This window comes from Cryobacterium lactosi, from assembly GCF_004403945.1.
GTDB lineage: Bacteria > Actinomycetota > Actinomycetes > Actinomycetales > Microbacteriaceae > Cryobacterium > Cryobacterium lactosi.
Window position 1 is genome coordinate 90,689 of sequence record NZ_SOHM01000030.1, and the last position, 21,407, is coordinate 112,095.

Consider the following 21,407-nt stretch of genomic DNA (forward strand, 5'->3'; position numbering starts at 1 on the left):
CACATGGCTCAGCTGATGAACACGGCGGCCAGCGCCAGCAGGGCGATCAGCAGCCAGGAGGCCAGGCCGACGCCCAGCGCTTTGCCGCCGGTCCGCACCAGCTCGGTCAGGCGCACCGCGGTGCCCAGCCCGAACAGGGCCATGGCCAGCAGCACGGTCTGCACCAGGTCGATGCTGTCGAGCACACTCGCGGGCAGCGGAACGAACGTGCGCACGAGCACCATCGCCAGGAACCCGGCGACGAACAGGGGCAGCACAGGCGGCCGGCGGGCGGCGGGCGCAGCGGCGGGGGAGCCGATCACGTCACCGGCCGGAGTGACCGGGGCGGGCGCCCTGCGGCGTTCATAGACCGCCACGCCGGCCACCAGCGGGGCAAGCATCAACACCCGGGTGAGCTTGACGACCACGGCCACGGCGAGGGCCGCCGACCCGGCGATCTGCGCGGTGGCGACGACCTGGCCCACATCGTGCACCCCGGCGCCGACCCAGTGGCCGAACTGCAGGTCGGTCAGGCCCAGCGGATGCCAGAGCAGCGGCAGCACGCCGATCGCCAGGGTGCCGCACAGGGTCACGAGCGCCACCGGGGTGGCGGTCTCCCGGTCCTTGGCCTTGATCACCCCGCTCATCGCGCCGATGGCGGAGGCTCCGCAGACGGCGAAGCCGGTGGCGATGAGCAACGGCTGGTTGCCGGGCAGGCCCACCCGGCGACCCAGCCACAGGGTGCCGAAGAAGGTCAGCAGCACGATCAGCACCGTGGTGGTGATGGTGAGCCAGCCGAGCGCGGCGATGTCGACCAGGCTGAGCTTGAGGCCCAGCAGCACCACGCCGATCCGCATCAGGCGTTTGGCGGCCAGGGAGAGACCGGGCTTCAGCGGGCCGGCCAGCGCAGGGCGCAGCACGGGCAGCTGGCCCACCACGATGCCCAGCAGCACCGCCGCGGTCAGCAGCGGGATCGCGGGAACCATGGTGTGCACACCCCACGCCACCAGGGTGGCCATCCCGGCCGCCGCAACTCCCCACATCCACATTTACTCAACCCTACCGACGGCGGCGCGAACCGTGAGAAAAGCCCCAAGAATCCGAGATTCTTGGGGCTTTCCTCACGGTTCGCGAGGGGGTCAGCGGTGGTGGAAGCGCTGCACCATCGGGCAGTCGAACGGGTCGCGGGCGGCCAGGCCCACCTTGTTGAGGTAGGCGACGACGATGCCGTACGACTCGAACAGTCCGGTCTCGGTGTAGAGGATCTTGTTGGACTCGCAGTATTCCTTGGTGATCTCCTGCGCCTTTTTCAGGTGCGGGCGGGCCATGTTCGGGAACAGGTGGTGCTCGACCTGGTAGTTCAGGCCGCCCATGAAGGTGTCCATGAAGGTGCCGCCGCGGATGTTGCGCGACGTGAGTACCTGACGACGGAGGAAGTCGACCTTGCTCTCGTGCGGCAGCTGCGGCATGCCCTTGTGGTTGGGGGCGAACGATGCGCCCATGTAGACGCCGAAGACGGCCATCTGCACACCGATGAAGGCGAACGCCATCCCCAGCGGCAGGAAGTAGAAGATCACGGCGAAGTAGACCAGGATGCGCGTGGTGAGCATGGTGATCTCGAGCCAACGCTTGTCGACCTTGCCCTTGCCGAAGACGGTCTTGAAGCCGTGGATGTGCAGGTTGATGCCCTCGAGGGTGAGCAGCGGGAAGAACAGGTAGCCCTGCTTGCGGGTGATGAAGGAGGTGATCCAGTTGACCTCTGACGCGTCCTTCTCGTTGAAGCGGATCACGTCGGGGTCGATGTCCGGGTCCTTGCCCACCACGTTCGGGTTGGCGTGGTGCCGGCTGTGCTTGGTCATCCACCAGGCATAGCTGATGCCGACGAACAGGTTGGCGAGGATGCGGCCGGCCCGGTCGTTCGCGGGGCCGGACTCGAAGACCTGGCGGTGCGAGGCCTCGTGGGCGAGGAAGGCGAACTGGGTGAGGATGATGCCGAGCACACCGGCGATGATCAGCTGGTACCAGGAATCGCCCAGCAGCACAAAACCGACGCCGAGGCCGGCGGTGATCAGGACCAGAGCGGCGAAGACACCCCAGTAGAAGCCCGTGCGGCGGCCGAGCAGACCGAGGTTCCGCACGGTGTGCAGCAGGGAGGAGTACTCGGTGGTGGGGTTCTTGGAGTCGCCACCCTTGCGAGTGCGGACAATACGCACCGTGGGTGCGGCAGATGCTTCCGACATGAGGCCTTTGGTTTGTATCTGGACTTCTCAGTCGGTAGTAGAGCAAACACTCGTCAAGCAGATACCGGCCATCCTACGGGTTCTGACCCCGAAATCGGCTCGAATTCACACGCCTTTAACAGCGGATGTATTCCAATTTGGGCATATGTCTGGCTGTATGCACGGCCTGCAATAAGGGCGTTTGAGCCGGTCAGCGCCAGCTCGGCAGCCAGATGTGGGCCTGCCAGAAGCCGAACGGAACCTGAGCGCCTGTCCACAGCGGGAAGTAGAAGGCACTCACGAGTGTGGCCAGGACCAGGAACACCACCACGACCACCCGGCCCCAGACACTCCCCAGCAGCAGGCCGATCACCAGTGTGAGACCGAGGATCAGGTACGGCTGGAACGCGATCGTATAGAACTGGAAGACCGTGCGATTCAGGTACATCAGCCAGGGCAGGTAGCCGGCGACCATGCCCATGAGGATCAGGCCGACCTGCCACTGGCGGTACCGCACCAGCCTGTAGACCAGGTAGAGGATGGCGATGCTCGCCGCCCACCAGATCAGCGGGTTGGCGATGCCGGTGATCGCCTCGGAGCAGGTGGCGTAGCCGCAGCCGTTCTCGCCCAGCGAGGAGCCCTGGTAGTACATGCTCGTCGGCCGGCTCATCATCAGCCAGGTGAGCGGGTTCGCCTGGTACGGATGCGGCGTGACCAGGCCCACGTGGTACGCGTACGCCGCTGACTGGTAGTGCCAGAAGCTCTGCAGGCTGTGCGGCACCCAGGCCAGTGCCCCGGTCCAGGCCTGACCGGCCTGGTCGGCCCAGTCCCGGTAGTAGCCGCCGCGGGTGACGAACCAGCCGGTCCAGGAGACCAAGAAGGTGAGGACGGCAACGGGCACCAGGAGCAGGAAGGTCACCGGGCCCTGCTTGAGGATCGCCCCGCTGGCCCAGAACGGCAGCCCGGCCCTGCGTCGGGCGAGCGCGTCGACCACCACGAGGTAGATGCCGAACGCGGCCAGGAAGTAGGCGCCTGACCACTTCACCGAGCAGGCCAGACCGAACGCCAGTCCGGCCGCCAGCACCCACGGCCGCCACCAGAGTGCGGGGCCCCAGGTGGGCTCGATCTCGTTGTCCCGCTTCTCGTTCAGCCAGGCGCCCAGGCGCACCCGGTGGTGGTCCCGGTCCATCAGCACCGCGCCGAAGCCGAGCAGGGCGAAGAACATCACGTAGTTGTCGAGCAGCGCCACCCGGCTCATCACGATGGCGTTACCGTCGATGGCGAAGAGGAACCCGGCGATCGTGGTCAGGAGGACCGAGCCCAACAGCTTCTGGGCGATGAGCATCAGCAGTGCGACGGCGAGCAGCCCGACCAGCGCGGTCACGACCCGCCAGGCGAACGGGTTGTCGGCGCCGAACACGGCCATCCCCAGCGCGATCAGCCACTTGCCGAGCGGCGGGTGCACCACGAAGGACGCAGCGGTGCCGAAGATGTTGCTCTGCCCGGCGGCGAACAGGGCGTCCGCACCATCCGGCCAGGTCGACTCGTAGCCGTTGTTGAACAGGCTCCAGGCGTCCTTCACATAGAAGGTCTCATCGAACACCAGGGTGCCGGGGTGGCCGAGGTTCCACAACCGTAAGACAGCGGCCACCAGCAGCACGAGCGCCGGTCCGGCCAGGCGCACCCACCGGTTGGCCCACAGGTCGGGCCAACGCTGGGTCAGACGATCGGGCGCGGGGTGGGTGAGGAGCACCTGACCATCGTAGTGAGCGACTGGCAGAGCCAGGGCTGCGAGACTGAGTACATGATCATTCTGGCTGCCACCCCCATCGGAAACCTCGGGGACGCCTCGACCCGCCTGATCGAGGCGTTGCGCACGAGCACCGTGATCGCCGCCGAGGACACCCGGGTGACCGTGCACCTGCTCAAGGCCCTCGGGGTGGAGAACCGGCCTCGGCTGATCGCACTGCACGACCACAACGAACGCGGCAAGGCCGCCGAGCTCGTGGAGCTGGCCCGCGACACCGACCTGCTCGTGCTCAGCGATGCCGGCATGCCCACGGTGTCCGACCCCGGCTTCCACCTGGTGGATGCCGCCATCAATGCCGGCGTCACCGTCACGGCGCTGCCCGGTCCGTCGGCCGTGCTCACCGCGCTGGCCGTCTCGGGCCTGCCCACCGACAGGTTCACCTTCGAGGGCTTCCTGCCCCGCAAACACGGCGAGCGGATGCAGGCGCTGCGCGAGGTGGCGACCGAACGCCGCACCATGGTCTTCTTCGAATCGCCCAACCGGCTCGCCGCCTCGCTCACCGACCTCGCCGCCGCGCTCGGCGCCGAGCGCCGGGTGGTGGTCTGCCGGGAACTGACCAAGTTCTACGAAGAGGTCAAGCGGGGCACCGCCGCCGAGCTGGCCGAGTGGGCCGCAGAGGGTGTGCGCGGGGAGATCTGCATCGTTGTGGCCGGAGCCACGCCTCGGGTGCTCGACCTGGCCACCGGCGTCGACGAGGTGCTGGCCCTGGTCGCGGCCGGGGCACGCCTGAAGGACGCCGCCGCTGACGTGTCCGCCGCATCCGGTCTCGGCAAACGCGACCTGTACGAGGCCGCTCTCACCGGCAAGGCCGCCGGAGCCGGGACATCCCGTCAGAAGGCAGCCCCGCAACCCGAGCTGCCGCTGGGCTGACACCGGCCGCGCAGCCGCGAGGCGTAACAGGGTCGGCGGCGCTGGCCGGTCCCCATAAGATGAAAGCATGTCCGACGGCTCATCTTTTTACATCACCACGCCTATTTTCTATGTGAATGATGTCCCGCACATCGGGCACGCCTACACGGAGGTGGCCGCGGATGTGCTTGCCCGGTGGCACCGCCAGCGCGGCGAGGACGCCTGGCTGCTCACCGGCACCGACGAGCACGGCCAGAAGATCCTGCGCACCGCCACGGCCAATGGGGTGACCCCCAAGGAGTGGGCCGACCGGCTGGTCGAGACGGCGTGGAAGCCGCTGCTGGAAACCGTCGACATCAAGAACGACGACTTCATCCGCACCACGGACGTGCGCCACGAGGTGAACGCGCAGAAGTTCCTGCAGCACCTCTTCGACGCCGGCCACATCTACACGGGCGAGTACGAGGGTTTCTACTGTGTGGGTTGTGAGGAGTACAAGCAGCCCAGCGACCTCGTCGACGGCACCGGCGAGTACACCGGCCAGCAGGTTTGCGCCATCCACTCCATCCCCGTTGAACTGCTGCACGAGAAGAACTACTTCTTCCGCATGAGCACCTTCACCGACCAGCTGCTGGCCCTGTACGAGGCCAACCCCGCCTTCATCCAGCCCGAGTCCGCCCGCAACGAGGTCATCTCCTTCGTCAAGCAGGGCCTCTCCGACCTGTCGATCTCCCGCTCGAGCTTCGACTGGGGCATCAAGGTGCCCTGGGACGACAGCCACGTCGTCTACGTATGGTTCGACGCACTGCTGAACTACATCACCGCGGCCGGCTACGGCCAGGACGATGAGAAGTTCAGCCGGCTCTGGCCCGCCACCCACATCGTCGGCAAGGACATCCTGCGCTTCCACGCCGTGATCTGGCCCGCCATGCTGCTGGCCGCCGGGCTCCCGGTGCCCACCCAGGTCTTCGGCCACGGCTGGCTGCTCGTGGGCGGCGAGAAGATGAGCAAGTCCAAGCTCACCGGCATCGCCCCGAACCAGATCACCGACGTCTTCGGTTCCGACACGTTCCGGTACTACTTCATGCGCGCCATCAGCTTCGGCCAGGACGGCTCGTTCTCCTGGGAGGACCTGTCCGCCCGCTACCAGTCCGAACTGGCCAACGGCTTCGGCAACCTGGCATCCAGGGTCATCGCCATGGTCGTGCGCTACTGCGACGGCGAGATCCCGGCCGGCGGCACTCAAACCTCCGCGGATGCCGCCATTCTCGCGACCTCGATCCGGGTCAGCCAGGCCGCCGACGAAGCCATCGACAGGCTCGCCCTGCACGAGGCCCTCGCCGCGGTGTGGGAACTCGTCGACGAGCTCAACGGCTACATCACCACGCAGGAGCCGTGGGCGCTGGCCAAGAACCCCGACGACCGCGAACGCCTGGAAACCGTGCTGCACACCGTGGTGCGCGGCCTCGGCACCCTCGCCGTGCTGCTCTCCCCGGTGACCCCGCAGGCCACCGCCACCCTGTGGAGTGCTCTGGGCGGCACCGGAGCGGTGCAGGACACGCCGATCCACCGGGCCTGGGAATGGACGGGCGGCACCCACGTGTCACCGTTGGCCGCCCTGTTCCCGCGCATCGAGGCGACTGTTGGCTAACGACCCAGCCAACTCCACCCACATCCGTTCTCGCGAGGCGAGCGCGGGCCGAGACCTGGTCTACCCGCCCGCGCCCGTTCCCCTCGTCGTGGGCGTCTACGACAACCACACGCACTTGGAGATCAGCGACGGCATCACCCCGCTCTCTGTCGCCGAGCAGCTCGACCTGGCCTCCAGTGTGGGCGTCCGCGGCGTGATCCAGGTGGGCACCGACGTGGCCACCTCCCGGTGGTCGGCCGAGATGGCCGCCCGGGAGCCGCGGATGCTGGCCGCCGTCGCCATCCACCCCAACGAGGCGCCGGAGTTGGAGAGCGCGGGCACCCTCGACGAGGGGCTCGCCGTGATCGACGAGCTCGCCGGGCGGCCCCGCGTGGGCGCGATCGGCGAGACCGGCCTGGACTTCTTCCGCACCGCACCGGAGGGCCGGGCCGCCCAGTTCCGTTCGTTCGAGGCGCACATCGAGATCGCCAAGCGGCACGGCCTGGCCCTGCAGATCCACGACCGCGACGCCCACGACGAGGTCGTCGAAACCCTGCTGCGGGTCGGCGCGCCGGCACGGACGGTGTTCCACTGCTTCTCCGGCGGCGCCGAACTGGCCCGGCTCTGCGCGGAGCAGGGCTGGTACCTGTCGTTCGCCGGCCCGGTCAGCTTCAAGAACGCCGCCACCCTGCGCGAAGCGCTGGACGTGGCGCCGCGCTCCCTGCTGCTGGTGGAGACCGACGCGCCCTACCTCACGCCCACCCCGCACCGCGGCCGTCCCAACGCGCCGTACCTGCTGCCGCACACCCTGCGCGCCATGGCCGACCACCTGCAGACCGACGTCGCCGTGCTCGCCGCCCAGATCACCTCGAACACCGAACTCGTCTACGGCCGCTGGGACGCGGAACCCGTTGTGTTGACCGACACCGCCCGTGACCCTCGCATCAGCCCGGCCGGAGGCCTCGCATGACCGACTCTGCCCACACACCAGCCACAGACCCGGCCGCGCCCACCCTGCTCGGGCCGGCCGAGATCCGCGACCTCGCCGAGATGCTCGGGGTGAACCCGACCAAGAAGCTCGGACAGAATTTCGTCATCGATGGCAACACCGTGCGGCGGATCGTGAAGGTCGCCGCCGTGCAGCCCGGCGAAACCGTCGTCGAGGTGGGTCCCGGCCTCGGCTCGCTGACCTTGGGCATCCTCGAAGTGGGCGCCGCCGTCGTGGCCGTCGAGATCGACGACCGTCTGGCCGAACAGCTCCCGCTGACCGTGCAGCTCATGCAGCCGACCGCACAGCTCACGGTCATCCGTGCCGACGCCCTGAAAATCGCCGAGCTACCCGGCGAGCCCACCCGGCTGGTTGCGAACCTGCCCTACAACGTGTCGGTGCCGGTGCTGCTGCACCTGCTCGAGCACTTCGCCTCCATCCGCGCCGGCGTCGTGATGGTGCAGGCCGAGGTGGGGGAGCGCCTCGCCGCTGCGCCGGGGTCAAAGATCTACGGCAGCCCCAGCGTCAAGGCCGCCTGGTACGGCCAGTTCCGCACCGCCGGCAAGGTGAGCCGGCAGGTGTTCTGGCCGGTCCCGAACGTCGATTCCATCCTCATCGCGTTCGAGCGACGCGCCGAAGAACTCGAATCCGAGGAATTACGTCTGGCCACGTTCGCCCTGGTCGACGGGGCCTTCCAGCAGCGCCGCAAAATGCTGCGGCAGTCGCTGTCCGGCGTGCTCGGTGACTCCACCCAGGCGGCGGCCGTGCTCACCGCTGCGGGCATCGACCCCACCGAACGTGGCGAGCAGCTCACCGTCAACAACTTCCTGGCGATCGCCCGGGCCTGGCTGGCCTAGGTTAGAGGCATGACCAACACGGCGACCTCACCGGTTGTGCATGCGAGGGCACCGGGCAAAATCAACGTTTTCCTCAAAGTGGGCGCCGTGATGGACGACGGCTACCACGATCTCGCCACCGCGTTCCAGGCCGTCTCCCTCTACGAAGACGTGCGCGCCAGGGCCGCTGACGACTTCAGCGTCGAGTTCACCGGCTCCATCGACACCTCGGGTCTGGCCGTCGACGAGAGCAACCTCGCGATCAAGGCCGCCAGGGCGCTCGCGCGGGCGACCGGCTACACCGGCGGGGTGCACCTCCGGATCGACAAGAACGTGCCCATTGCCGGCGGCATGGGCGGCGGGTCGGCGGATGCCGCGGCCACGCTGCTCGCCTGCGACGCGCTCTGGGGAACCGAACTGAGCCGCGAGGAACTGTTGAAGATCGCGGCCACCCTCGGCGCGGATGTGCCGTTCGCATTCACCGGCGGCACCGCCATCGGCACCGGTCGCGGTGACCAACTGAGCCCGGCCCTGGCCAAGGGCACCTTCCACTGGGTGCTCGCCCTGGCCGAGTTCGGCATGTCGACCCCATCGGTCTACAGCGAGCTGGACCGGCACCGCACCCGGCACGCCCAGGACATCTTCCCCGTGCAGCAGCAGCCCACCGTGGACGCGGACGTGCTGCAGGCCCTGCGCGCTGGCGACCCGGCCATGCTGGCCGAGTCGATGCACAACGACCTGCAGGCTCCGGCGCTGCAGTTGGCGCCTGGCCTGGGCCGGGTGCTCGAGCTCGGCGAGGCGAACGGCGCCCTGGCCGGCATCCTCTCCGGGTCCGGCCCCACTGTGGCGTTCCTGGTGCCCGACCTGGACGCGGGGCTCGAGCTGCAGGTGGCGCTGAGCGCCGCCAGGCTGCACGTGGTGCGGGCTACCGGCCCCGTGCACGGCGCCCGGATCCTCACCTCCTAGCCCACCGGCGGTCCGGGCTCTCAGCTGCGACGGCTAGGCTCGAACCCTATGGCACATTTGCTCGGGGCCGAGTCCCTGCACCTTGAATTTCCCACCCGCGTCATCTTCGACAGCGTCACCGCCGGACTGAACGAGGGCGACCGCATTGGCATCGTCGGCCGTAACGGCGACGGCAAGTCCACCCTCCTGCGCCTGCTCGCCGGGCGCATGGAGCCCGATTCCGGCCGGGTGACCCGCCGGCGCGGCGTCACCATCGGCGTGCTCGACCAGTCCGACGACCTCGTCAACGGCCAGACCGTGGGCCACACCATCGTCGGCGGCATCGACGAGCACGTCTGGGCCGGCGACTCGAAGGTGCGCGACGTGATCGCGGGCCTCGTGCGCGACATCCCCTGGGACACCCTTGTCGACGACCTCTCCGGTGGCCAGCGCCGCCGGGTGGCCCTCGCCCAGGTCCTCATCGGCGACCACGACGTGGTCTTCCTCGACGAGCCCACCAACCACCTCGACGTCGAAGGCATCGCCTGGCTCGCCGGGCACCTCAAGAACCGGTGGGCGCAGAACTCCGGCGGCCTCGTGGTCGTCACCCACGACAGGTGGTTCCTTGACGAGGTCTGCAACATGACCTGGGAGGTGCACGACCGCCTGATCGAACCGTTCGAGGGCGGTTACGCCGCCTACATCCTGCAGCGCGTGGAGCGCGACCGGATGAGCGCCGTGATGGAGGGCAAGCGCCAGAACCTGATGAAGAAGGAACTGGCGTGGCTCCGCCGCGGCGCCCCGGCCCGCACCGCCAAGCCCAAGTTCCGCATCGATGCGGCCAACGAACTGATCGAGAACGAGCCGCCGCCCCGCGACACCGTGTCGATGCAGTCGATGGCCATGCAGCGGCTCGGCAAGGACGTCGTCGACCTCGTGGACATCACCGTCACCTTCGGTGAGAAGACCGTGCTCAACGACATCACTTGGCTGATCGCGCCGGGCGAGCGCACCGGCATCCTCGGCGTCAACGGCGCCGGCAAGTCGACGCTGCTGAACCTGGTGGCCGGCACCCTCGAGCCCACCAGCGGCAAGGTCAAGCGCGGCAAGACCATCAAGGTCGCCGTGCTCACCCAGCAGCTGTTCGAGCTGGACGACATCCGCAACGACCGGGTCAGCGACGTCATCGCCCGGCAGCGCACCTCGTACATGGCCGGCGGCAAGGAGATCACGCCCGGGCAGATGCTCGAGCGGATGGGCTTCATGAGCGCCCAGCTGTCCACCCAGGTCAAGGACCTCTCCGGTGGCCAGAAGCGCCGCCTGCAGCTGCTGCTGATCGTGCTGGACGAGCCGAACGTGCTGATCCTCGACGAGCCCACCAACGACCTGGACACCGACATGCTCGCGGCCATGGAAGACCTGCTCGACTCCTTCCCCGGCACGCTGCTCGTCGTCTCGCACGACAGGTACCTCATCGAGCGTGTCACCGACAACCAGTACGCGGTCTCCGACGGCGGCTTCCACCACCTGCCCGGCGGTGTCGACCAGTACCTGGAGCTGCGTAAGCGCCAGGTCGCCGGCGGTTCCTTCACGGCGGATGCGGCCTCGCCGACCTCCGCGACGGTCAAGGGCTCCGGCAAGCCGGCGCTGGGCGGTGCGGAGCTCCGCAACGCGCAGAAGGAACTCGCCTCCATCGACCGCAAGGTCGCCAAGCAGCAGGCCAAGATCAAGGAACTGCATAACGCCCTCGCCGCTCACGACCAGAGCGATTACACGGGCCTTGGCGCGCTCCAGACCGAGGTCGCCGCGGCCGAAGACGCCGTCGCCGGCTTCGAAACCCGCTGGGTGGAACTGTCGGTGCTGCTCGAAAAGTGAGTCAGCTGTTTCACGCGACCGGCGCACCGGTTCGCTGACCCGCCGTCCAGCTCGCAGATCCTGTGACTGGGCGGCGTTCGTCGCAGTATCTGTGACGAAGTGCGTCGGCGCGGTACGGTCGTCGTGCCTTCTGCGGCTACCGTAGAAGAGTGCCACGCGACGATGCGGCACAGAATTCCCACGCGACGATCCCGTGGATGACCTGTGCCAGCCAGCTTCTCGTCCTGCGTTGCACGCACACACAGCGACCGAGACGTGGAGAACACTGAAGTGAAGAAGTACAGCGCGAAAAAGGGCTTCCTGAGCATCCTGGCCGTCGGCGCCAGCCTGACCCTGCTTGCCGGCTGCGCCGGTGCGGCAGGCGGCGGCGATGAGACCGTGAAGATCGGCGTCGTCGGGGCCAGCGACCCGTACTGGGCCGACTACACCGCGGCCGCCGCCGACGAGGGCATCTCCGTCGAGATCGTCGACTTCGCGGACTACAACCAGCCCAACCCGGCGCTGACCAACGGCGACATCGACATCAACCAGTTCCAGCACCTGGTGTACCTGGCCGACTACAACGTCTCCAGCGGCGAGGACCTCACGCCCATCGGCGCGACGGCCATCTACCCCCTCGGTTTGTACTCCACCAAGGTCACCGACATCGCTGACCTCAAGAAGGGCGACACGGTCGCCGTGCCCAACGACGCGAGCAACCTGGCCCGCGCCCTCCTGGTGCTGCAGAGCGCCGACCTCGTCGTACTCAAGGACGGCGGATCCATCTTCACCACCCTGGACGACGTCGACACCGCCAAGTCCACCGTCACCGTCACCGCGCTCGAGCCGTCGCTCACCGCGACGTCGCTGCCCGACGTGGATGCCGCGATCATCAACAACGACTTCGTCGAGAAGGCCGGCCTCAAGTTCGAGGACGCCCTGATCAAGGACGACCCCTCCGACGAGTCCGCCCTGCCGTACGTGAACGTGTTCGCGGTGCGCGCCGAAGACAAGGACAACGAGACCTACGCCACGCTCGTCGAGCTCTTCCAGACCACGGCCTCCGTCACCGACGGCCTGCTCGAGGTCTCCGGCAACTCCGCCGTGCTGGCCACCACGTCGCCCGCCGACCTGCAGGCCGCCCTGGCCACGGTCGAGGAAGACACCGCAGCCCAGAAGTAAGCAGTCCCCGGCCGGCCGCCCCTCCCGTGGGGTGCGGCCGGCCTTTCCCCGTTCCAACCGAAGGACCTGCATGCCAGCCCCCACCCCACTCGTCGAACTGAGAAACGTCAGCAAGGTGTACCCGGCCACCGTCAAGGGCGCCCCGGACGTGACCGCGATCGACGACGTGAGCATCAGCATCGACGCCGGCGACGTCTACGGCATCATCGGCTATTCAGGGGCGGGCAAAAGCACCCTGGTGCGCCTGGTCAACGTGCTCGAGCGCTCCACGGCCGGGCAGATCCTCATCGACGGCCGGGACGTCGCCCAACTGCCCGAACGCGAACTGCGACCGGTGCGCCTGGGGATCGGCATGATCTTCCAGCAGTTCAACCTGCTGAACTCCCGCACCGTCGCCCGCAACGTGGCGTACCCCCTCGAGGTGGCCGGCCGCGACAAGGCCGACCGCACCAAGCGGGTCGCCGAGATGCTCGACTTCGTGGGCCTGGCCGACAAGGCCGGCGCCTACCCCGACCAGCTCTCCGGCGGCCAGAAGCAGCGTGTGGGCATCGCCCGCGCCCTCGCGTCCTCGCCGGCGCTGCTGCTGGCCGACGAGGCCACCAGCGCGCTGGACCCGGAGACCACCCACGAGGTGCTCGAACTCCTCAAGCGGGTCAACCGCGAGTTCGGCGTCACCATCATCGTGATCACCCACGAAATGGATGTCATCCAGACTCTCGCCACCAAGGTCGCCGTGATGGACCAGGGCCGCATCATCGAACGCGGCGACGTGTTCGACGTGTTCTCGAACCCGCAGCAGGCCGCCTCCGCGCGTTTCGTGTCCACGGTGGTGAAAGGCCTCCCGTCCCAGCCGGAGCTTGACGTGCTCCGTGCCAGGCACACCGGCCGCATCGTCACCCTCGCGTTCCGCAGCGACACCGTCGACCAGACCCGGGTGTTCGGGGAACTGTCCCGCGACGGTATCGCCTTCCAGGTGGTCTACGGCGGCATCAACGAAATCCAGGGACGCCCGTTCGGGCATCTCACGCTCGCGCTGACCGGCGACGACGTGACCATCGACGCCGCGCTCGACCGGGTGCGCGCGCTCACGACAGTCACCGAGGTGCGCTGACCATGGACGGACTCATCACTCTCCTGCCCCAACTGTGGGTTGCCGCATGGGAGACCCTGTACATCGTGGGCCTCACCCTGCTCCTGGGTGGCTTCGGCGGCCTGGTCGTCGGCCTCGGCCTCTACCTCACCCGGGCCGGCAGCATCCTGGCCAACCGGGCTGTCTTCGGGGTGCTCAACGTCCTCGTCAACACCATCAGGCCCATCCCGTTCATCATCTTCCTGGCGGCGGTGCAACCGCTCACCCGTGCCGTGGTGGGCACCGGCATCGGCAACAACGCGATGATCTTCACCATCGCGCTGGCGGCGATGTTCGCGATGGCGCGCATCGTGGAGCAGAACCTGCTCACCGTGACGCCCGGCGTGATCGAAGCGGCCCGCAGCGTGGGCGCCGGCCCGATCCGGATCATCTTCACGGTGCTGCTGCCCGAGGCGCTCGGCCCGCTGATCCTGGGCTACACGTTCATCTTCGTGGCGCTCGTGGACATGTCGGCGGTGGCCGGTTACGTCGGTGGCGGCGGTCTGGGCGCGTTCGCGCTGCTCTACGGCTGGCGGCAGTTCGACCCCGTCGTGACCTGGGCCGCCGTGCTGCTGATCGTCATCTTCGTGCAGGTTGTGCAGTTCCTCGGCAACCGGCTGGCCCGTAAGGCGCTGCGCCGCTGAGGCTCAGTCGAAGTCCAGGCTGAGTTTGCGCAGCAGCGCGGCCAGGCGTTCCTGATCGACGGCGGGCAGGCTCCGCAGCAGGGCCGCCTCGGCGTCGACCAGGCGGGTGATCGCGGCATCCACCCGGGTGAGGCCGCCGGCGGTCATGCCCACGAAGATGCCGCGGCCGTCGTTGGGGTCGGTGCGCCGGGTGACCAGGCCGCGTTCGACGAGCCTGTCGATGCGGTTGGTCATGGTGCCGCTGGAGACCAGGGTCTGCTGCAGCAGCAGCTTCGGGCTCAGCTCGTAGGGAGCGCCCGCACGGCGCAGCGCCGACAGCACGTCGAATTCCCAGGAATCCAGCTCGGACCTGGAGAACGCGGTGCGGCGGGCACGGTCCAGATGCTTGCTCAGGCGGGCGACGCGGGAGAACACCTGCAGGGGAGCGAAATCCAGGTCGGGGCGCTCCCGCAACCAGGCATCAACGATCCGGTCGACTTCGTCATTCGCAGGCATTCGTCCATTATCCGGTTTTCGGCCGCGTGAAAGCGCGGATGACGCCCAGGCGCCCGCGCATCTGGCAGACTTGACTCCGTTGCCCGGCCGTAGCCGGTGCAATCCGCCGTGGTGTAATGGCAGCACGACAGCCTTTGGAGCTGTTAGGTCTAGGTTCGAGTCCTGGCGGCGGAGCTCGTTTTGAGAGGAACCCAGTGACCGATTCCCGCCTCGCCATCATCGTGCTGGCCGCCGGCCAGGGCACCCGCATGAAGTCCAGCCTGCCCAAGCTGATGCATCCACTGGCCGGATTGCCGATCATCAGCCACGTGCTCGCCACGGCGAGGGCCCTGGACGCCGCCCACGTGATCACCGTGCTCCGACACGAACGGGAACGCCTGGCCGAGCTCGTCGCCTTCGACCTGCCGGAGAGCCTGCTCGTCGACCAGGACGAGGTCCCCGGCACCGGGCGTGCCGTGCAGCAGGCCGTCGCTGCGCTGCCGGCCGACTTCGACGGGGATGTGCTCGTGATCAGCGGCGACGTGCCGCTGCTGAACGCCGCCACCCTCACCAACTTCATCGAGGCACACCGCGAACGCGCCGGGGTGTCCGCCACGGTGCTGTCCGCGTTCCCCGGCGATGTCACCGGCTACGGCCGCATCATCCGCGGCGACGACGGCACCTTCGACCGCATCGTGGAGCACAAGGACGCCAGCGACGACGAGCGGGCGGTCGACGAGGCCAACGCTGGTGTCTACATCTTCGGCCTCGCCGAACTGCGCGACCAGCTGGCCCGTCTCACCACCGACAACGTGCAGGGCGAGAAATACCTCACCGATGTGATCGGGCTGCTGCGCGCCGCCGGCTCCGAGGTGCGCGCCGTGCCGGTGGCGGATGCCTGGCTCGTCGCCGGCATCAACGACCGGGCGCAGCTCAGCGACACCGCCGCCAAGCTCAACGCCGTCATCGTGCGTGGCTGGCAGCTGGCCGGGGTGACCGTGCAGGACCCGGCCACCACTTGGATCGACCTCAAAGCCACGCTCGCCAGCGACGTGACCCTGCTGCCCGGCACCCAGATCCTCGGCTCCACCACGGTGGCCACCGGCGCGATCATCGGCCCGGACACCACCCTGCTCGACTGCGAGATCGGTGAGGGGGCCACGGTCAAACGCACCGACGGCACTCTCGCGGTGATCGGCGACGGCGCCACAGTCGGCCCGTTCGCCTACCTCCGACCGGGCACCTGGCTGGGCGCCGACGGCAAGATCGGCACCTTCGTGGAGACCAAGAACGCCGTCATCGGCGAGGGCAGCAAGGTGCCGCACCTCAGCTACGTCGGCGACGCCACGGTCGGGGTGCACTCCAACATCGGCGCCGGAACGATCTTCGCCAACTACGACGGCGTGAACAAGAACCCGTCCGTGATCGGGTCGCATGTGCGCACCGGGTCGCACAACGTGTTCGTCGCGCCGATTAGAATCGGAGACGGAGCCTACACGGGCGCCGGCACTGTCGTCCGCAAGGACGTGCAGGCCGGGGCGCTCGCGATCAACGTGGCTCCGCAACGCAATATGGTCGGTTGGGTAGAGACCAACCGTCCGGGAACAGACGCGGCGACAGCCGCGTCACAGAGCGGAGACTAGGTGCCTGGAATCAAGAGCAGCGGCGAGAAGAAATTGGTGCTCATCTCGGGGCGAGCGCACCCACAACTCGCGATCGACATCGCCGCAGAACTTGGTTCGGAGCTGATCCCCACCGACGCGCGCACCTTCGCGAACGGTGAGATCTACGCCCGCTTCGACGAGAGTGTTCGCGGTGCGGACGCGTTCGTCATCCAGTCGCACACCAACCCGATCAACGAGTGGCTGATGGAACAGCTCATCATGGTCGACGCACTCAAGCGGGCATCGGCCAAGCGCATCACCGTGGTCGCCCCGTTCTACCCGTACGCCCGCCAGGACAAGAAGGGCCGCGGCCGCGAGCCGATCTCGGCCCGCCTCGTCGCCGACCTGTTCAAGGTCGCCGGCGCCGACCGCATCATGTCGGTCGACCTGCACGCCGCACAGATCCAGGGCTTCTTCGACGGCCCCGTCGACCACCTCTTCGCTATGCCGGTGCTGCTCGAGCACTTCCGCGCCAAGCTCGACCCGTCCACCCTCACCATCGTGTCGCCGGACATGGGCCGCGTGCGCGTCGCCGATATCTGGAGTGACAAGCTCGGCGCCCCGCTGGCCATCATCCACAAGCGCCGCGACCCCCTGGTGCCCAACCAGATCACCGTGCACGAGATCGTCGGTGAGGTCGAGGGCCGTGTCTGCCTGATCGTCGACGACCTGATCGACACCGGCCGCACCATCGTCCAGGCCGCCGAGGCGCTCATGGCCGCCGGCGCCATCGGTGTTGTCGTCGCCGCGACACACGCCGTGTTCAGCCCGCCCGCGCTCGAACTGCTGCAGAACGACGCCATCCAGGAGGTTGTCGTCACCGATACCCTGCCGATCCCCGAGGACAAGCGTTTCCCGACGCTGACCGTGCTGCCGATCGCGCCGCTTCTGGCGCGCGCCATCCACGAGGTCTTCGACGAGGGATCCGTTACGTCGATGTTCGAGGGCGCCGCGTAAGGCTCCCTGGTAATACTGCTCAGTCGGCCGGTCCCGTTCTCGGGGCCGGCCGTCGGTGTGTTCGGGGTCAGGACACGCTGGTGGCCGGCGGCCGGAACGGGCCGGGGATGATGCCGAGGGGCAGCACGAAGGTCTGGCGTTCGTTCTGGTCGATCGCGTAGCACTGCCAGCCGAAGCCGCCGGCGCCGGCCAGTTCGAACCTGGCGTCGATGCCCTCCGAGAGCGGGTAGTAGCGTGCCACGGCCTGGCCGCAGGCCCGCACGGCCGTGGCCGAGGCGATGCTCAGGGTGGTCAGGACGCCGGGAACGACAAGCCCCACCAGGCCGAGCACCACGGTGATGCGCATGAGCAGCAGCATCCGCCGGCCGCGGAGGGGCCGGGAGGAGTCGGTCGGCTCGTAGCCGGAGAGTTCGGGGTGAAAATCGCTCATGGGTGTCCTCCAGTAAATCAGAACCTGGCCCGGTGCGGATGCCTGCGGTTCACCTGGATTGCCTACTCTGGGTGCATGGACCAATCGGTACGGCCCGAGGACACCCTGCGGCGCCACCTCGGCACCGGCGGGGCCACCGTGGTGGGCCTGGCCGCGATGATCGGAGCCGGAGTCTTCTACGTGTGGGCACCGGCCGCCGCCGCGGCCGGCTCCGGCCTGCTCGTCGGACTGGTCCTCGCCGGGCTCATCGCGTCGCTCAACGCCCTGAGCTCGGCGCAACTGGCGATGAGCCATCCGGTGTCCGGGGGAGCGTACGCGTTCGGCCGGGCGACCATCGGACCGTGGTGGGGATTCTCGGCCGGCTGGCTGTTCCTGGCCGGCAAGACCGCCTCGGCCGGCGCCATCGCCCTGATCCTGGGCGGCTACCTCTGGCCGGAGCAGGCCCGGCTGGTGGCGGTGCTGGCTGTGCTCGTCCTCGGCGGGGTGAACCTGGCGGGCATACGCAGCACCGCCAGGCTCAGCGCCGTGGTGGTGTTGCTGGTGCTCGGCGGGCTGTTCACCCTGGTGCTCGTGGTGGGTGCCGGCCTCGCCGGAGGGACGGTGTCGGTGGCGTTCGACGCCGGCACGCTTGTCGAGGGCGGCTGGGCGGGCATCCTGCAATCGGCGGGGCTGCTCTTCTTCGCCTTCGCCGGTTATGCCCGCATGGCCACCCTGGGGGAGGAGGTGCGCGACCCGCGCCGCACCCTGCCGCGGGCGATCGTGACCGCGCTGGCCCTCACCCTGGTGGTCTACGGGGTGATCGGCCTGCTCTGCGTGCTCGTGCTCGGCCCGGCCGCCCTCGCGTCCTCGGCTTCACCCCTGGCGGACCTGGTGGGCGGGCGCGAGCCGTGGACCTGGGTCGCCCGGCTGCTGGCCGGCGTCGCCTGCCTGGGCTCGCTCGCGGGCATCCTCGCCGGCCTCAGCCGCACCGCACTGGCGATGGCCAGGGAGGGGGACCTGCCGGGAGCGCTCGGCCGCATCTCGCCCGTGCGGCGCACCCCGATGACGGCCGAGGTGACCATCGGCCTGGTGGCGGTGCTCGCGGTGCTGCTGTTGGACCCCGCCCAGCTGGTGGGCTTCTCGGCCTGCGCAGTGCTGGTCTACTACGCGATCGCGCACCTGGCCGCGCTGCGCCAGCCGCCCGGAGAGCGCTGGCTGCCCCGCTGGGTGCAATACGCGGGTGCCGCCGGCTGCCTGCTCCTGGCGGTGACCCTGCCCTGGCCCGGGGTGCTCGCCGCCCTCGCCTGGCTGGCGCTCGGCCTCGCTGGCCGCGCGCTGCGCCTCGCCCGCGCCGCCCGCCGCTCCTGACTTGCCGCACGGGCTCCCGAACGCACGACGTGGTCCCGGTGCCGGTCGCTGCGGGGGTGCCGGTCGTCCGGTGACCAAGACAACTGTTGCCCGCAACGGACACATGGTCCCGGCGTACCGGGCGCACATGTCCGCACGGGCAACAGCTGCCGGGCGGGTGGAGCGGGTGATGCGGGAGAACAGCCTCTAGTGCGAGGAGCCCTCGGTCACGATCTCGGTCCGGTCGCCGGACCACAGGGTGTGGAAGGTGCCTTCCTTGTCGACGCGCTTGTAGGTGTGCGCCCCGAAGAAGTCGCGCTGGCCCTGGGTGAGGGCAGCGGGGAGGCGGTCGGCGCGCAGGCTGTCGTAGTACGCCAGCGACGACGCGAACACCGGCGCGGGGATTCCCGCGTGGGCAGCGTCGGCGACGACGTTGCGCCAGGAGTCCTGAGCCTTCGCGACAACATCGGTGAAGAACGGGGCGGTCACGAGCGAGACGAGTCCGGGGTTCTCGGTGTAGGCCTCGGTGATGCGGTTGAGGAAGCGGGCGCGGATGATGCAGCCGCCGCGCCAGATCTTCGCGATCTCGCCCTTCTTGATGTCCCAGTTGTACTGCTCTGCACCGGCGACGATGGCGTCGAAGCCCTGCGAGTAGGCGATGACCTTGGACGCGTAGAGCGCCTGGCGCACACCCTCGATGAAGCCGTCCACGTCTTCGACCGGGTTCGCGGTCGGGCCGGGAAGGGCGGCGGCGGCGGCACGCTGAGCGGGCTTGGAGGAGACCGAGCGGGCGAACACGGCCTCGGCGATACCGGAAACGGGGATGCCGAGGTCGAGGGCGGTCTGCACGGTCCACACTCCGGTGCCCTTGCTGCCGGCCTGGTCGAGGATGACGTCGACGAGCGGCTTACCGGTCTCCGCGTCGACCTGCTTGAGGACCTCCGCGGTGATCTCGATGAGGTAGCTCTCGAGCTCGCCCTTGTTCCACTCGGTGAAGATCTCGGAGATCTCGGCCGGGGTCTTGCCGGTTCCGCGACGGATGAGGTCGTACGCTTCGCCGATCAGCTGCATGTCGGCGTACTCGATGCCGTTGTGGATCATCTTGACGAAGTGGCCTGCACCATCGGTGCCCACGTGGGTGACGCAGGGCTCGCCGTCGACGACCGCGGCGATGGACTCGAGGATCGGGCCGAGGGTGACGTACGCCTCCGCGGAGCCGCCCGGCATGATGCTCGGGCCCTTGAGGGCGCCTTCTTCGCCACCGGAGATACCGGCGCCGACGAAGTTGATGCCGGTCTCACGAACGGCCTTCTCGCGGCGGAGGGTGTCGGTGAACAGCGCGTTGCCGCCGTCGACGATGATGTCGCCGGGCTCGAACAGCTCGGTCAGCTGGCTGATCACGGCGTCGGTGCCGCGGCCTGCCTGCACCATGATGATGGCCGTGCGGGGGGTCGCCAGCGAAGCGACGAACTCCTCGATGGTCTCTGAGGCCACAAAGCCGGCCTCGGGGTGCTCATCCATGAGCAGCCGGGTGCGTTCGGGCGAACGGTTGTAGACGGCCACGGTGTTGCCTGCGCGGCTGGCGAGGTTACGGGCGAGGTTGGAGCCCATCACCGCCAGTCCGACGACGCCGATGTTTGCTGAACCGGTTTCTGACACGCAAATCTCCTTTGGGTCTGTGAGCAATGACCACCATCAAGATTAGTGGACCGCTGGACCTATGTAATCATACTTATTGCCCGGATGCGCGGGACCAGCTGGGCTGCACCTCCGCGTACGTGCGGCGCATGATCAGCTCCATCGCCACCCGGGCCGCGCCAGGCTCGCCGGCGGCGATGGCCTCGGCGACGTCGGCGTGCAGCTGCAGCGTGTTCTCGTGCGGGCGGTCGGGCATCAGGCCCAGGTCGGTTCGACCGGACAGGACGGCCGCGACGGGCTCGTCGAGCTTGGCGAACATCTGGTTGCCCGACCCCTGCAGGACCAGCCGGTGAAAGCGGATGTCGAGCTGAAGGAACTGGGACAGGTCGCCGGAATCGCCGGCGCTGCGCATCAGCTCGGCCACGGCCACCAGCTCGGCGGAGACCGCGGGGGCCGCGTGCCTGGCTGCCAGCTCCGCGGCCATGGGCTCCACGGCGCTTCGGAGTTCGGTCAGCGACCGCAGCTGTTCCCCCTTGCCGGGCCCGAGCAGGCGCCAGCGGATGATGGTGGGGTCGTACGCGTTCCAGCTTTCCGGCGGCAGAACCCGGATGCCGACCCGTTTGACCGACTCGACCAGCCCCATCGACCCCAGCACCCGGATCGCCTCCCGGATCACCGACCGGCTCACACCCTGCCGGCGTTCGATCTCATCGGAGAGCAGGATCGTGCCCGCCGGAACCGTGCCATCGACGATGGACCGGCCGACGTCATCGGTCACTCGGGTGTGCAGGCTGGCCATGATCGTCACTTTATCGTCTAGAGTGGTGAGTTGAACTTCGGCGAGGGATTCGCG

Annotated in this window: 19 protein-coding genes and 1 tRNA gene; 13 read left to right on the plus strand and 7 right to left on the minus strand. The window is 68.5% G+C overall.

What is annotated here, in order from left to right:
• Positions 1-8: 8 nt before the first annotated feature.
• From E3T61_RS12900 to E3T61_RS12910, 3 genes are all read right to left on the minus strand, one after another.
• Complete coding sequence (locus E3T61_RS12900; RefSeq protein WP_134641263.1) at positions 9-1,028, minus strand: YeiH family protein; 1,020 nt, start codon at positions 1,026-1,028, stop codon at positions 9-11.
• A gap of 90 nt (positions 1,029-1,118) precedes the next feature.
• Positions 1,119-2,219 (minus strand): fatty acid desaturase family protein, encoded by a 1,101-nt coding sequence (locus E3T61_RS12905; protein ID WP_134641264.1) that lies wholly within the window; start codon positions 2,217-2,219, stop codon positions 1,119-1,121.
• 190 nt (positions 2,220-2,409) lie between these two features.
• Positions 2,410-3,951 carry a dolichyl-phosphate-mannose--protein mannosyltransferase gene (locus tag E3T61_RS12910; RefSeq protein ID WP_241992554.1) on the minus strand — a complete coding sequence of 514 codons (1,542 nt, stop codon included), beginning with the start codon at positions 3,949-3,951 and terminating at the stop codon, positions 2,410-2,412.
• Between the two features lie 51 nt (positions 3,952-4,002).
• On the opposite strand from E3T61_RS12910, the gene rsmI reads away from it, so the two are divergent.
• From rsmI to E3T61_RS12955, 9 genes are all read left to right on the plus strand, one after another.
• On the plus strand, positions 4,003-4,878 hold the full coding sequence (rsmI, locus tag E3T61_RS12915) for a 16S rRNA (cytidine(1402)-2'-O)-methyltransferase (RefSeq protein WP_134641265.1): 876 nt from the start codon (positions 4,003-4,005) through the stop codon (positions 4,876-4,878).
• 67 nt (positions 4,879-4,945) lie between these two features.
• Positions 4,946-6,508 carry a methionine--tRNA ligase gene (gene metG, locus E3T61_RS12920; RefSeq protein WP_134641266.1) on the plus strand — a complete coding sequence of 521 codons (1,563 nt, stop codon included), beginning with the start codon at positions 4,946-4,948 and terminating at the stop codon, positions 6,506-6,508.
• A complete protein-coding gene (locus E3T61_RS12925) occupies positions 6,501-7,457 on the plus strand; it encodes a TatD family hydrolase (protein ID WP_134641267.1) in 957 nt (318 codons plus the stop codon). The genes metG and E3T61_RS12925 overlap by 8 nt, the downstream gene beginning before the upstream one ends.
• Positions 7,454-8,332: a 16S rRNA (adenine(1518)-N(6)/adenine(1519)-N(6))-dimethyltransferase RsmA gene (gene rsmA / locus E3T61_RS12930; protein ID WP_134641268.1), complete on the plus strand. Its 879-nt coding sequence runs from the start codon at positions 7,454-7,456 to the stop codon at positions 8,330-8,332. The genes E3T61_RS12925 and rsmA overlap by 4 nt, the downstream gene beginning before the upstream one ends.
• Before the next feature lie 9 nt (positions 8,333-8,341).
• Entirely contained in the window at positions 8,342-9,277 is a 936-nt protein-coding gene (locus E3T61_RS12935) for a 4-(cytidine 5'-diphospho)-2-C-methyl-D-erythritol kinase (protein WP_134641269.1), read from the plus strand.
• 48 nt (positions 9,278-9,325) lie between these two features.
• Entirely contained in the window at positions 9,326-11,131 is a 1,806-nt protein-coding gene (locus tag E3T61_RS12940) for an ABC-F family ATP-binding cassette domain-containing protein (protein ID WP_134641270.1), read from the plus strand.
• 255 nt (positions 11,132-11,386) lie between these two features.
• The gene (locus tag E3T61_RS12945) at positions 11,387-12,292 is read left to right on the plus strand and encodes a MetQ/NlpA family ABC transporter substrate-binding protein (protein WP_241992555.1); all 906 of its coding nucleotides are present in this window, start codon (positions 11,387-11,389) and stop codon (positions 12,290-12,292) included.
• A 70-nt stretch (positions 12,293-12,362) separates the two neighbouring features.
• Positions 12,363-13,403, plus strand: coding sequence for a methionine ABC transporter ATP-binding protein (locus E3T61_RS12950; RefSeq protein ID WP_134641271.1), 1,041 nt, complete (start codon positions 12,363-12,365; stop codon positions 13,401-13,403).
• Between the two features lie 2 nt (positions 13,404-13,405).
• Positions 13,406-14,065 carry a methionine ABC transporter permease gene (locus tag E3T61_RS12955; protein ID WP_174777017.1) on the plus strand — a complete coding sequence of 220 codons (660 nt, stop codon included), beginning with the start codon at positions 13,406-13,408 and terminating at the stop codon, positions 14,063-14,065.
• A 3-nt stretch (positions 14,066-14,068) separates the two neighbouring features.
• On the opposite strand, the gene E3T61_RS12960 is transcribed toward E3T61_RS12955, so the two are convergent.
• Positions 14,069-14,560, minus strand: a complete 492-nt coding sequence (locus E3T61_RS12960) for a MarR family winged helix-turn-helix transcriptional regulator (RefSeq protein WP_134641273.1) — start codon at positions 14,558-14,560, stop codon at positions 14,069-14,071.
• Between the two features lie 102 nt (positions 14,561-14,662).
• Between E3T61_RS12960 and E3T61_RS12965 the strand changes: the two genes are divergently transcribed.
• From E3T61_RS12965 to E3T61_RS12975, 3 genes are all read left to right on the plus strand, one after another.
• Positions 14,663-14,734: transfer RNA gene (locus E3T61_RS12965), tRNA-Gln, on the plus strand.
• Between the two features lie 20 nt (positions 14,735-14,754).
• Positions 14,755-16,182: a bifunctional UDP-N-acetylglucosamine diphosphorylase/glucosamine-1-phosphate N-acetyltransferase GlmU gene (gene glmU / locus E3T61_RS12970; protein WP_134641274.1), complete on the plus strand. Its 1,428-nt coding sequence runs from the start codon at positions 14,755-14,757 to the stop codon at positions 16,180-16,182.
• Positions 16,183-17,160 carry a ribose-phosphate diphosphokinase gene (locus tag E3T61_RS12975; protein WP_134641275.1) on the plus strand — a complete coding sequence of 326 codons (978 nt, stop codon included), beginning with the start codon at positions 16,183-16,185 and terminating at the stop codon, positions 17,158-17,160. It abuts the gene before it with no gap.
• A gap of 67 nt (positions 17,161-17,227) precedes the next feature.
• Here E3T61_RS12975 and E3T61_RS12980 read toward each other — a convergent pair whose 3' ends face one another.
• Positions 17,228-17,590: a hypothetical protein gene (locus E3T61_RS12980; RefSeq protein WP_134641276.1), complete on the minus strand. Its 363-nt coding sequence runs from the start codon at positions 17,588-17,590 to the stop codon at positions 17,228-17,230.
• Positions 17,591-17,665: 75 nt separating this feature from the next.
• Here E3T61_RS12980 and E3T61_RS12985 point away from each other — a divergent pair, with 75 nt between their 5' ends.
• On the plus strand, positions 17,666-18,937 hold the full coding sequence (locus E3T61_RS12985) for an APC family permease (protein WP_134641277.1): 1,272 nt from the start codon (positions 17,666-17,668) through the stop codon (positions 18,935-18,937).
• A 186-nt stretch (positions 18,938-19,123) separates the two neighbouring features.
• On the opposite strand, the gene gndA is transcribed toward E3T61_RS12985, so the two are convergent.
• Together gndA and E3T61_RS12995 are read right to left on the minus strand one after the other, a co-directional pair.
• Positions 19,124-20,527, minus strand: a complete 1,404-nt coding sequence (gndA, locus tag E3T61_RS12990) for an NADP-dependent phosphogluconate dehydrogenase (protein ID WP_241992567.1) — start codon at positions 20,525-20,527, stop codon at positions 19,124-19,126.
• Positions 20,528-20,648: 121 nt separating this feature from the next.
• On the minus strand, positions 20,649-21,353 hold the full coding sequence (locus tag E3T61_RS12995; protein WP_338145530.1) for a FadR/GntR family transcriptional regulator: 705 nt from the start codon (positions 21,351-21,353) through the stop codon (positions 20,649-20,651).
• Positions 21,354-21,407: the final 54 nt, after the last annotated feature.

Excerpts from the sequence above, each read along its gene's own strand:
- rsmA (WP_134641268.1), top strand. The coding sequence starts at position 7,454 with ATGACCGACTCTGCCCACACACCAGCCACAGACCCGGCCGCGCCCACC.
- E3T61_RS12940 (WP_134641270.1), top strand. The coding sequence starts at position 9,326 with ATGGCACATTTGCTCGGGGCCGAGTCCCTGCACCTTGAATTTCCCACC.
- E3T61_RS12995 (WP_338145530.1), bottom strand. The coding sequence starts at position 21,353 with ATGGCCAGCCTGCACACCCGAGTGACCGATGACGTCGGCCGGTCCATC.
- E3T61_RS12950 (WP_134641271.1), top strand. The coding sequence starts at position 12,363 with ATGCCAGCCCCCACCCCACTCGTCGAACTGAGAAACGTCAGCAAGGTG.
- E3T61_RS12955 (WP_174777017.1), top strand. The coding sequence starts at position 13,406 with ATGGACGGACTCATCACTCTCCTGCCCCAACTGTGGGTTGCCGCATGG.
- E3T61_RS12960 (WP_134641273.1), bottom strand. The coding sequence starts at position 14,560 with ATGCCTGCGAATGACGAAGTCGACCGGATCGTTGATGCCTGGTTGCGG.
- E3T61_RS12985 (WP_134641277.1), top strand. The coding sequence starts at position 17,666 with ATGGACCAATCGGTACGGCCCGAGGACACCCTGCGGCGCCACCTCGGC.
- E3T61_RS12900 (WP_134641263.1), bottom strand. The coding sequence starts at position 1,028 with ATGTGGATGTGGGGAGTTGCGGCGGCCGGGATGGCCACCCTGGTGGCG.
- E3T61_RS12935 (WP_134641269.1), top strand. The coding sequence starts at position 8,342 with ATGACCAACACGGCGACCTCACCGGTTGTGCATGCGAGGGCACCGGGC.
- metG (WP_134641266.1), top strand. The coding sequence starts at position 4,946 with ATGTCCGACGGCTCATCTTTTTACATCACCACGCCTATTTTCTATGTG.
- gndA (WP_241992567.1), bottom strand. The coding sequence starts at position 20,527 with ATGGGCTCCAACCTCGCCCGTAACCTCGCCAGCCGCGCAGGCAACACC.
- rsmI (WP_134641265.1), top strand. The coding sequence starts at position 4,003 with ATGATCATTCTGGCTGCCACCCCCATCGGAAACCTCGGGGACGCCTCG.
- E3T61_RS12905 (WP_134641264.1), bottom strand. The coding sequence starts at position 2,219 with ATGTCGGAAGCATCTGCCGCACCCACGGTGCGTATTGTCCGCACTCGC.
- E3T61_RS12980 (WP_134641276.1), bottom strand. The coding sequence starts at position 17,590 with ATGAGCGATTTTCACCCCGAACTCTCCGGCTACGAGCCGACCGACTCC.